This is a genomic window from Kistimonas scapharcae, assembly GCF_039540975.1.
In the GTDB taxonomy this organism is placed as follows: Bacteria; Pseudomonadota; Gammaproteobacteria; order Pseudomonadales; family Endozoicomonadaceae; genus Kistimonas; species Kistimonas scapharcae.
The window spans coordinates 1-10,828 of sequence record NZ_BAABFL010000376.1 but is presented as its reverse complement, the minus strand read 5'-3'; the positions used below and the strand labels follow the sequence as shown (position 1 = coordinate 10,828).

The following is a 10,828-nucleotide window of genomic DNA, read 5'->3' as shown; positions in this document are numbered from 1 at the left end:
AAGACTGAAATCTTCTCAGAAGATGGGTTATTAGAAAGGATTTCAAAACACTGGGTAAAACCACTTTTAAGCTAAACACCGCCGTACCGCACGAGTGTTTTGCTATATTGGTGCAGCTTGGGAATAAACTGTCGGTTAAAACGATTAATGCAAAGGGCTGCCTATTTATCCACATGAAGGCGGTTGAAGAGTGCGAGGATAAGCATGCTGATGACTGGCTGGAATGGCTGTTGGCACATCGCGTTTTTTTTGTGTCGAAAATAACAGAAGCTGCAGTAGCAAAGGTGAGTTTGGGAGAGTCTTCTGAGCGTGGTGAGGTACATCAATTTCAGGTCATACTCCCACCGCTATCCAACCACCTTGGATATTGTTCGTATAGGAAAAGAGGTATTGGTGTCATTCCATCATTTCTATGGGGGCAAGTGATTTTCGTTCCTACATTGCAAGCGACCGAATTCTTAAGGGGTATCCCTAACGTATTTAAAACACTGGATTTCGTGTCGATGTGTGAACAGAGTCGGGATTATTTTTCAAGTAATGCGAAATTTGAGGGAATACAGTTCCGCCGTAGGGTTGCTGAGATTGTATCTGAATTTAATGATTTTATTAAAAAGGAGCTTGGGCCAAAAATTAATGAACTCGTCCTCAAACGGCCGGCTCAAGGAGGGGGCGCTGAATCATCTGAAAAAGAGGATGTTGTTCCAGACGCTGACTCAAAAGAAAAGCCAGGATTTAGTGTTTGTCTGAGTGAGGAAGAAAGTGCGGCTCTTTTTCCTGAATGGTCTCTCTTTAGCCATGAAAAGCTATTCCTGAAATCTGTGACGGAATTTAGCGAAATGATGAGTCAAAGCGTAGATGATTTACAGAATTTACTATACAAATCAATATTTATTCAGGTTCTTAAAAAAGCAAGACAAGATCCCGCCCAGAGAGAGGTAAATATTGCCTATCAAGTACGTTGTGATTTGGAGGATGATGGCATTGAATCGGCTTTTGATAGTGGGATAAAACAGTTTGATCAGCGTTTTGAAGCGACAGTTATGGCTACAAACTACGATAAAACACCACAAGATCTTGGATCCAGATTTTCCTGTTTAAATAATCACGTGTTTCGCTATATCAATTATTTAATGAAAGTCGAGTTATATGAATGTGTAGAGAGGTTCAATACGCTGCTAGAGTGCTTCGGTGCCATTGATCAACAGGATGTCGGCTATTTTATGGGGTCAGCGGTGACCGCTTATCTTAATGGCGGAGAAGACTATCTACGTTGGGGTATGGGGATTCTGGATATTAAGGATTTTAAAAAGGAAGTAGATGATGAAGGCGATGATTATGATATGGTATTGGTCGAGGAAATTACGAAAAGATTTAGTCATGCACAAAGGATTTGCCGTTTTTTTTCGAATGTCAGCCATGAGAAAAGTGTTTTTTTGTCAAATCTAAGTCTGTATTCGCAAGAGTTTAATGAAGATGTGAGTAGGGTGACTATATCAAGCTTTATGCGTGACGTTGTCAAAAAAGAGCATGGTTGTTATCGATTGTCTGATCCAGATTGTGTCTGTGCAGAACCGTTGGGAGCCTCCTATCAAAAAAAGTTGTTTTGCTCAGGACTTATTCAGGCGATAAGACTTAGTGTTGAAGAAAATGAACCCGTTCAGGCATTTGTTTTTTTGATGTTGTCGCATGGCTATGATGATTTCTTAGATATGATTTCTGGATTTGTTGAGTTTTGTGAGAGACAGGGATAATCGCCCTTAGATGAACAAAGAAAATAATGATTTGAATACAAGCGATTGCGAAGGTTATTCGTTTAGCCAAAATACTGGTAGCTGTGCGGATTGTACTTAAATCAGGTTTGGGTCACAGCATTTATCAGAATGGTATACTGAGCCTATGCATTCTTAATGAGATATATCCAGACATGTCCGGAAAAGTTGTAAAGGTTGGCCGCCGCAATCGGTTGGCAGTGGTCAAGCAGGTGCCTTTTGGTGTTTATCTGGAAGGTCAGTTTGCTGACATTCTACTGCCCAAGCGGTATGTGCCGGAAGGTACGCAGATCGGTGATGAGCTTGAAGTGTTCGTTTATCTGGATTCAGACGACATCCAGATAGCGACGACGGAAACGCCCTTGGCACAAGTGGGCGAACTGGCCTGCCTGAAAGTGGTTGAGGTTAATGCCACCGGCGCCTTTCTGGATTGGGGGTTACCCAAAGATCTGCTGGTGCCTTTCAGCGAACAGAAACAACGCATGGTCAAGGGGCGCTCCTATATTGTTGCCCTGTACTTGGATGACCGAACCCGCCGGATTGTTGCGTCTTCCAAGGTGGATAAATTCCTGAATGACATGCCTGCCCGTTACCAGAATGGACAGCCGGTATCGCTCTTGATTGCAGACCGTACGGAAATTGGTTACACCGCCATTATCGAAGACTGCCACTGGGGGGTTATCTTCCATAACGATATCCATCAACCGATCCGTTACGGTGAGCGTCTCCAGGGTTTTATCAAGCAGGTGCGTCCTGATGGGAAAATCGACCTTTGCCTTTCCAAACCTGGTTTTGACAAAGGGGCGATGGCCGACCTGAGTCAACAGGTACTGGCGGCAGTCAGAGAGCATCACGGCTTTTTGCCGCTGAATGACAAAAGTGATCCTGTGCTTATCCAGAAACAGTTTGCTGTCAGTAAGCGTACTTTCAAAATGGCAATTGGGGCTCTCTATAAACAGCGTATGATTACCATTGAAAAGGACGGTATCCACCTGGTATCTTGATTTTTGACTTTGTGCGTATATGAGGTAGCGGTAATGGGCTACCTTATCGCACTCTGTGAGTGGTTTTTTATTTTTGTAATCAATAATTTTCTTATTATCAACCTGTTGATTCATAGCATTGATATATTCTACGTGTGAACTTGTTGTTGAGGTGTTTGTCTAAATACTCATGCTTTGTAGATGGAGGGTATTTATGGAAAACGCTATATTGCTAGGGTTGTGGAATATGATAGTCATGGCGATTCTTCACCCGCTATTTTGGCCTGTTGAACACTTTCCTGCTCTTTTATATCTCCCTGTTATTATTACTGTTCTTGTATTCCTTGTGACAATGTGGGGACTGGTTAGAAAAAAGAAATCCTGCTGGATTGGTTTTTTGGCTGCCTGGTTGGCATTGTTGTCATTGATAGGCTCTGCATATGCATGGGTTGAATCAGCTAGCTTATACTTTACTGTTCTATATCTTCTTATTAGTTTTCTTTCGATTGTTTCCTGTATTCGCCAGTGTTCTGCTTGCTCGATTGTAGTCTGGTTGAAGGATAAAGTTAAAAGATAAATTTGAATGTTTTTTGTTTTTGTGATTTTTTTTGAGTTTCTGTTGTCATCGTCAATGATTCAGATGTTTAAATTATATTGTTAATAATGGAGTATGTGAAAATGAAAAGGATTTTGTTTTTATGTACGGGTAACTATTACCGAAGTCGATTTTCAGAGGAATATTTTAACCATTATGCCCGTTTGACAGCGCTTCCCTACGAAGCATTTTCTCGCGCCTTGCTTCAGGATCTCAGCATAACCGGGAATGTGGGGAACATGGCGAAGACCGCGGTTAACACGCTGAAAGCATTAGGTATTCCTGTCAAAGGCCTGGAACGGCAGCCGCAGAGCCTGACAGAGCAAGATATTATGGATGCAGATATCATCATTGCAATGGATCAGGCAGAGCATCAACCAATGCTTGAAAAGTGTTTTCCCTCCTATTCTCAGCTTGTTCATTATTATGCCGTTAAGGATGTCGACCAGATGCCGGCCTCGGAAGCTTTGAAGGCATTAGGTCAGATACTGGATGAATTACTCTCTGAGTTAACCAAAAAGAAATACGTTTAATCGATTCCTTGTTGTAGCGGCACACTTCATTTTTAATGCTATACGACTGAACATCTAGGCTGGTTTTTAGTAGGCTCTCACCTTGAGAAATCCAGGGTCAGATTGTGAATCATCCTGCTTCAAGTCATGTGATAGATTCTCACAGTCATTCCCGGTAACACCGGTCATGACTGCGGGTCTTCACATAATTTGCAGAGCGTTAGAGATTCTTGATCTTCTCAAACTCCTCTGGGCTGTATTTCTTCTCGGTACTGCGGGTGAGGTCGGTCATCAGCTGGGATTTCAGAGTCCGGGCCTTGTCCAGCGTACGGCTTAGCAGACCATTGGAGTAGTCATTGGCAAACTGGATGGCCATGGCGGGATCCTGTTTGTACATGATCTTGAGCATGCTGTTGATGTAGGGCTGGGAATTGACATACTGCCCTTCCACCTGATCCCACACCGAGCGAACAACCGGTGCGTACTTCCCGTCCATCACGTGTTTGTTGGTCAGAGTGCCCAGGCTGCGGTAGGTCCACCAGGCGGACTGGTCATCGTATTGGTCCGTCCCCACCGTGTAAGCGGGGGGGATTTCATCCATGGCGTTAAAGATCGGGACGAAAGCGGTGTCCTCAACGGTACCCACGGTTTGCCAGATCACGGCAGACAGCTCTTTCGGCATATCAGGGTACATTTCGATGATATGGCTTTCTGCCTGGCGGTCGATGCCGATGGGGCGCTCAGATTTGCCTTCCAGTGCGGTGCCTTTGTAATCCGCCCGCAGTACCTTGGCCACATCGAGTACGCTGATTTTTTCATCCGGTTTCATAAAGAGCGGATATTGCGCCTGACGGGGCTTCTGCTTGATGGAAGGTGTCAGCAGTTGCTGGCCGAGCCATTCCCGGTCAATGTTGTAGGGGTCGTTGATGACTCCGAACGCCTTGGCGAAGTTAAAGGATTTTCGATCCGGATTTTTCAGCAGGTTGTGCTTTTTAACAAAGTCGTAGACGCCACGGGAGGCCATGACATTCTGCTTGTCATTCAGGTCGACGCCGTGGATACGCAGGCCATTCGCCATGATCAGGTACTGGTCGTCGGGTACCCGCACTGCCATCCAGTGATGGCCGGAACCGATTTCCATGTACCAGATCTCATCCTTGTCAGAGAACTGGATGCCGTTGCCTTCGCCGGCACCGTATTGCTCTACATAGTGCCCCAGCAGCTGTACCGCTTCACGGGCACTCTTGGCCTGAGGCAGGATCAGGGTGGGCATGACTTCTTCAATGATGCCGGTTTCTACCAGTGGATCAGCTGCCTTGGCCTTGTCGTTGACTTCGGCGCTGGTGGTAGAGGACATCGCGACGTTGTATTCATTGACGCCCCGTTCCTCGAACACCTTGCCGTCATTGGAGTCCTGATAGGCGTCCCAGTCTGCGATGCTGGTGTAACGATAGGCGATCTCGGGTGCAGGCACCTTCAGGCCATTGGACAGGGTCCATAGGGTGCCGTCTTCGATGGTCTGTCGCGGATGCACGACCATGTGCTTGGCCCAGTTGTTGATGGAGAAATCTTCGTTGCGGGCAATGATCAGGGCGCCGCTGGCCGAGGCATTCTTGCCGACAGCAACGGCGGTACAGGCCTGGGCAGTCGGTACCATGATGGCACTGGTAATGGCAACTGCGAGGACTTTCTTGCTGAACGTAGTCATGGAGATTGCAGCCTCCAGATGGCGTTGTGATGAATGAGGAGTCTGGCGGACAGGGGTGGGTAAATCACCAGGGTGGTCGGCAGGCGACCGGTGATCCATCTGTTATCATCGGCTGTCGTCAGGGTAGACCCTGAACTCGGGGTGTGGACAGCTATCCCTGTTCCGGATGGGGGCAATCTACGCGGTCTGGGAGAGGATGTTGTTGATTTGTATCAACGGATGATTGGACGGCAGCGAAAGGCTGGGGAGGACTGGTATTTGCACTGATTGGGTATAGGCTGAGTGGCATATCAATAATACTCGCCACCAGAATCAGAGTCATCTATGAGTACCGTGCTGTTACGCTATCGTTACGCTTGGTTGTTATTTTTTGTCGTTTTTACCATTAAAGAGGGACGCGCATTGGAAACCAAAGACTGGGGACAGGCTTGGTTGGAGGGGCAGACCGGTTTTCATCGTGATGATGTCAATCCGTTGCTTGTCGACTACTGGCCCACGCTGGCGGCGGATGGAGATGAGTCTGTCTTGATCCCACTCTCAGGGAAAACGGTTGACATGATCTGGTTGGCCCGGCAACACCGCAACGTGTACGGGTCAGAGCTGGTGGAACGGGCGGTTGCGTCGTTTTTCGCAGACAATACCCTGCAACCCGTGACGACTCAAACGGATACCCATGTCTGGTGGAAGGCCGAGAATATTACGGTTATCCAGGGGGATTTTTTCATGATACCCGCCGGGAGTCTGATGGATGTCACGGCATTCTATGATCGGGCTGCGTTAGTGGCTTTGCCGTCCGAACAGCAGCCCGACTATGTGGCAACGATGATGGCCATGGCGCCGGCGCTGAAGCATGGTCTGCTGATCACGTTGGACTATGCGCCGGTACTGGCTGGAGGACCGCCCTACGCTGTCAGCCCGGATACGGTCTATTCGCTCTATGGGGAATGGTTTGATATCAAGTTACTGGGCTCTGCCCCGCCCGAAAGAATTCCCTCACGCATGGCGGGAGCTGATGTCTCTTCTTTGGTTGAGCATGCATTTTGGCTTACCCGAAAAGCCTGCGCCTGCTGAGCGAGTGAACTGTTCAGTTTGACAGGTAGTCAATCACACAGAAGAGGTCTGGCAGTATTTTGCAGGCCTTTTCCTGTACATCACTGTCTGGTGTGTTCAGGTCGGGGATCATGATGCTGTGGCAGCCAGCCGCCAGTGCCGAACGCATGCCAGTATTTGAATCTTCCAGTGCCAGGCAGGTGGAGGGCGTTGTCCCCAGTCGTTGTGCTGCCAGCTGGTAGGCGTCAGGTGCTGGTTTGGGGCGGTCGATCATTTCTCCTGAAACGATGATTTGAAAGTAATTTGTCCACGGGTAATGTGCCATCACTCGGTCAATTTTGGCCTGGTGAGCCGATGTGACCAACGCCATGGGAATCTGACGTTCATGCAGGAGGTTCAGGAGCGCCTGACTGCCCGGCTTACAGTCAATGCCAGCGTTCCACCCCTCTGTTTCCCGGGTAGCCAGCTGTTCCTTGAATGCGCCTAAATCAAATCCGTTGCCGCCCAGTGCCTTGATCAGCTGAAAACAATCTGTCAGACGGATGCCGATGAATTGTTGGTAGACCGCATCGTTAAGATCAATCTGGAAATCTGCGGCCGTTGTCTGCCAGATACGCTGGTAGAAACGTTCGGTATCAATCAGGGTACCATCCAGATCCAAAAGAACGGCGGCGGGCGTAAGAGGCATGGCAGAGTGTCCCCGGTTATTCTGTAGCGGGGATTATCGGTTTTGAGGGCGGGTTGACTCAAGACTGTGACGGGATTTTGTGATTTACGGTAACGCCCCCCCTCGCGAGTATGGCATGATCAAAAGTACTAATAACAGCAATAACAATGATGCCGAGATGATCGCCTATACCGCCGGAACCCGCTTTCCGCTGTTTGATGATTATTCTGTTGGAATTCTTGATGACCAGGCGTTCCTCCCGCTGCTGGAGCAGTATCGAGCCCAGGTTTTTGCAAACACTTTGACGTTTTCTGCCTGGGAAGCCTTGAATGCGGGGGAACAAAAAGCGCTGAAAACCTGGCAGCAGCATGCTGACAGCCTGGTACGACTGAACCTTGTGCTCTACCAGGGTGATACCTTTATCGGCTGGAGCTGGGGGCGACAGCTGGATCAGGAAACCTTTTATATGGCCAGCAGTGCGATTTTGAAGCCCTGGCGTCGGCGCGGCATCTATTCTGCATTACTGCGCTGGCTGCTGACGCAGTTGAATGCGCAGGGGGTGCAGATTGTTCGCAGCCGCCATCTGGCGACCGACAATGCCATTATCATTCCCAAGCTGAAAGCCGGCTTTGTCATGACCGGGATGGAACTCTCCGATGTCGCCGGTACCTTGGTGCAGCTCAGTTATTTCTTCAATAAACAACGACGCAAGATACTCGATTTCAGGGCCGGTTTCCGGCTGGAAGACCGGGGGCTTCTGGAACATTTGTCGCTGTAATCCTTGTCCCATGTCAACTCAGGGTGTTTTTTCAGGGGGCTATAATCATCTTGTCAGGTGGTTTACCTGGAATCACAACAAGAGAGGAGCAGGCTATGTACGAGAAAATCTGGTTAGCAGGTCTGGGCGCTTATGCCCGTTCCGAGAAAAAGGGTCAGGAAGGTAAGGCTTTCTTTGACGAGCTGGTGGTTGATGGCGAGAAAGTGCGCGATCGCGCCAGTGAAAAGATTGATGAACTCAAAGGCAAGGCTAAAGACAGCATTGGCGAAGTGGTCGATAAGGTGCGCGATATCCTTAAACTGGAAAAGGATAAGGATACTGAAGAGCTGTCCCGACAGATTGAAGCACTGAGCAAAGCCGTCAGTGAACTGGCTGCGGTTGAAAAGAAAGCCGCACCTGCGAAGAAGTCCGCCTGATTATTCAGGGCTGAACGAGTTCTAATCACAAAAAAAGCTGCCTAAACAGGCAGCTTTTTTTGTATCGGTTGTTTTTTACCACTTAGCGTAGTGCTCTTCTGTAAAACCGTACTGATCACAAATAGTGATCACTTCGCCATCCGTGGTGGTCAGCGTCCCGTTGTAACGACCAAACATCTGACTGAAATTACTGGCCATAATCAGGAAATTGTTTTTTTCCGCCTGGCAGCCTTCTGGCGTGAATTTAAGGTCTACTTTGCCATCACCGGAAGTCACATGCCAAGTGTCGTGCAGATTAGCCGGATCGTAATCAAATATCAGGGTATCAACCTTGTTAAGGCTGCCATCGACCCAGAAGCAGTTTTCGGTATAGCTGGTCTCATTGACACCGCAGGCGCCATTGAGGCCAATCACACGTCCATCGTCCAGTACGCCGGAGAAGCAGGACCAGTTCCAGAAGCAGCAACGGCGCAGGTAACCGGCTGTCCAGTCCAGGGTGGCGCAAGCGTTGACGGTCTCCAGGTCAAAATTGCCCAGCGAACTACGGATTTCACCCCGACAGCGCACACCGGCGACTTTCTGGGTGAAGGCGAAGCCGGTGAGGTCTGCCGGCGTACAGATGCGCATGGGGGAGAAATTCTGCTCAGAATAATCCATATCAATGGCTGTGCCGTCCTTCAGGCGAACCGTCAGTTCCCGGAGTCCGGTCTGCGGATTGATTGCCATGTGGATCTCATTGGCACCGGAGCGAAACAGCCAGGCGCCGTTGTCCGGGCTCAGACTAGTTTTGTGGAAGCCACCAAATCCCGGTGCCTTGAACTGGTAGTTTTTGAAGGCGCGTGTTTTGGGGTTATACAGGTAGAGAAAGGCGACAACGGCCAGACGGGTGTCCACAATGGCACAGCCGGCAATGATGTCCGGGCTGATGATGGACATAAACTGAAACTGGTTGAAGCCAAACCAGCGGCGTAGTTTGCCCGCTTTTTCCCCCATCGGGGTTTTCAGGTTGAAATCCCGGTAATTAACCGTGCCTACCGGTTGCTTGAAAATCCCCGTCCTGACCCTGCCGCGGTCATCAATCAGATCCATTACTGCGTCGTTCATTATCAGTCTTGTCTGTTGCGAAAGAACCCGAAGCCAGTGTCCGGGTTGATGATTGTTATCGTTGGTTAATCCAACAGTCTTAGAATCGCTCAGCGGCATGGTTGAGAATATGCACAACCATGGCGATGGCATGAGGGATCACCTGTTTGGCTACACGCACCCGATCATTGTGATCCTGACTGCTCAGTACGATACCACCATTGACATAGGAATAGGCACCGCCCTGGGTCAATAACGGACGAATTTCCGGGTTGCCGGGAATAGGCGGCGTCAGGTTCAGCAAGGCCTGTTCCACCAGTGTCGTTTCATTGAGCTTTTCCTGGTCGTAATAATCTTCCACCCAGCCTTCCCAGCCGGAGTGATTATGGTCGGATGTCGTCCAGGTGTGATGGGGTTGCAGGAGGTCTGTGGTGTGCAGGGTGAAGCCGAGGGTTTGAATGGTCGGCTGGCGCCAGAACTCGTTGTACCAGTACTGTCCCAGGTTATCGATGGGCTGGAACGGGATTTTCTCAAAATCCTTATACATGGATTTGCTGGAGTAGCTGCCCTGGCGGTAGTTGGCTTCGGTAATGCCATAGCTGTTGTATTCGGAGTCCTCGCTGCCGAACCAGCCCGCCATGCCACCGCGGCCATCATCCAGGTGGTCGCCGACCAGCCAGGTGGCGGCCATATTGTCGATGGCGCCCCACACTGTTAGCTGATTGTAGTTGTAACCGCCAAAATCATTGCCGTGGCTATCCGGCCCCCGGGTATGATTTTGAAAGTGCCAGTAGGAGGTGTAGGAGACGATTGAAGCGCCCAGTCCCCAGACCGGCGCCCTGACACAATCGCCGGTGATCGCGCCACACATATAGGTGTCTTCGAAATCATCGACATCAAAGGCACTCTGTCCCAAATAGTCGGCCAGCTGGTCGATGGTGATCCCGGCTGCTTGTGCTACTGACTGGAGTTGGACAAAAGCCGTTGTATCGGGATTAGCGGCCATGTAATTGACGGCGTCAATGACGATTCGTTTGTGCGTCGGTTGCGTGAAAGCATGGACATCAGTCGTGGCGCAGACCAGCAGTCCGGCGACTGTGGCGGAGGTAAATAGACGGTTCATGGAATTTCCTGTCTGACTTTTTATTGTGTTTTATTATATTTATTAGTAAGTGGTTACTATTGACCTGAATCCGTGAGTTCTTGATTTACCTGGCAATCAATCGGGTCAATCTCTTAATTCCAGGTGACCGGGTTAATCAGATTT

General features: G+C 49.2%; 11 protein-coding genes. 7 read left to right on the top strand and 4 right to left on the bottom strand.

Translation table 11 applies throughout. The annotated features are described in order from the left end of the window. Positions 1-173: 173 nt before the first annotated feature. From ABD892_RS13675 to ABD892_RS13660, 4 genes are all read left to right on the top strand, one after another. Positions 174-1,751, top strand: coding sequence for a hypothetical protein (locus ABD892_RS13675; RefSeq protein WP_345196347.1), 1,578 nt, complete (start codon positions 174-176; stop codon positions 1,749-1,751). 173 nt (positions 1,752-1,924) lie between these two features. Further along, a complete protein-coding gene (locus tag ABD892_RS13670) occupies positions 1,925-2,773 on the top strand; it encodes a CvfB family protein (RefSeq protein WP_345196345.1) in 849 nt (282 codons plus the stop codon). A gap of 193 nt (positions 2,774-2,966) precedes the next feature. After that, a complete protein-coding gene (locus tag ABD892_RS13665; RefSeq protein ID WP_345196344.1) occupies positions 2,967-3,329 on the top strand; it encodes a hypothetical protein in 363 nt (120 codons plus the stop codon). A 101-nt stretch (positions 3,330-3,430) separates the two neighbouring features. Beyond that, entirely contained in the window at positions 3,431-3,880 is a 450-nt protein-coding gene (locus ABD892_RS13660) for an arsenate-mycothiol transferase ArsC (RefSeq protein ID WP_345196348.1), read from the top strand. Between the two features lie 199 nt (positions 3,881-4,079). On the opposite strand, the gene ABD892_RS13655 is transcribed toward ABD892_RS13660, so the two are convergent. Beyond that, positions 4,080-5,666: a C69 family dipeptidase gene (locus ABD892_RS13655; RefSeq protein WP_345196343.1), complete on the bottom strand. Its 1,587-nt coding sequence runs from the start codon at positions 5,664-5,666 to the stop codon at positions 4,080-4,082. Positions 5,667-5,891: 225 nt separating this feature from the next. Here ABD892_RS13655 and ABD892_RS13650 point away from each other — a divergent pair, with 225 nt between their 5' ends. Further along, on the top strand, positions 5,892-6,638 hold the full coding sequence (locus ABD892_RS13650) for a thiopurine S-methyltransferase (RefSeq protein ID WP_345196342.1): 747 nt from the start codon (positions 5,892-5,894) through the stop codon (positions 6,636-6,638). 13 nt (positions 6,639-6,651) lie between these two features. Here the strand turns inward: ABD892_RS13650 and ABD892_RS13645 are convergent, their stop codons facing one another. After that, positions 6,652-7,305, bottom strand: coding sequence for an HAD family hydrolase (locus ABD892_RS13645; protein ID WP_345196341.1), 654 nt, complete (start codon positions 7,303-7,305; stop codon positions 6,652-6,654). 79 nt (positions 7,306-7,384) lie between these two features. Between ABD892_RS13645 and ABD892_RS13640 the strand changes: the two genes are divergently transcribed. Then, positions 7,385-8,062, top strand: coding sequence for a GNAT family N-acetyltransferase (locus tag ABD892_RS13640; protein WP_345196340.1), 678 nt, complete (start codon positions 7,385-7,387; stop codon positions 8,060-8,062). A 95-nt stretch (positions 8,063-8,157) separates the two neighbouring features. Beyond that, complete coding sequence (locus ABD892_RS13635) at positions 8,158-8,478, top strand: phasin family protein (protein WP_345196339.1); 321 nt, start codon at positions 8,158-8,160, stop codon at positions 8,476-8,478. 75 nt (positions 8,479-8,553) lie between these two features. Here ABD892_RS13635 and ABD892_RS13630 read toward each other — a convergent pair whose 3' ends face one another. Continuing rightward, positions 8,554-9,582 carry a DUF2804 domain-containing protein gene (locus ABD892_RS13630; RefSeq protein WP_345196338.1) on the bottom strand — a complete coding sequence of 343 codons (1,029 nt, stop codon included), beginning with the start codon at positions 9,580-9,582 and terminating at the stop codon, positions 8,554-8,556. A 79-nt stretch (positions 9,583-9,661) separates the two neighbouring features. Further along, the gene (locus ABD892_RS13625) at positions 9,662-10,684 is read right to left on the bottom strand and encodes a phospholipase C/P1 nuclease family protein (protein WP_345196337.1); all 1,023 of its coding nucleotides are present in this window, start codon (positions 10,682-10,684) and stop codon (positions 9,662-9,664) included. Positions 10,685-10,828 lie beyond the last annotated feature (144 nt).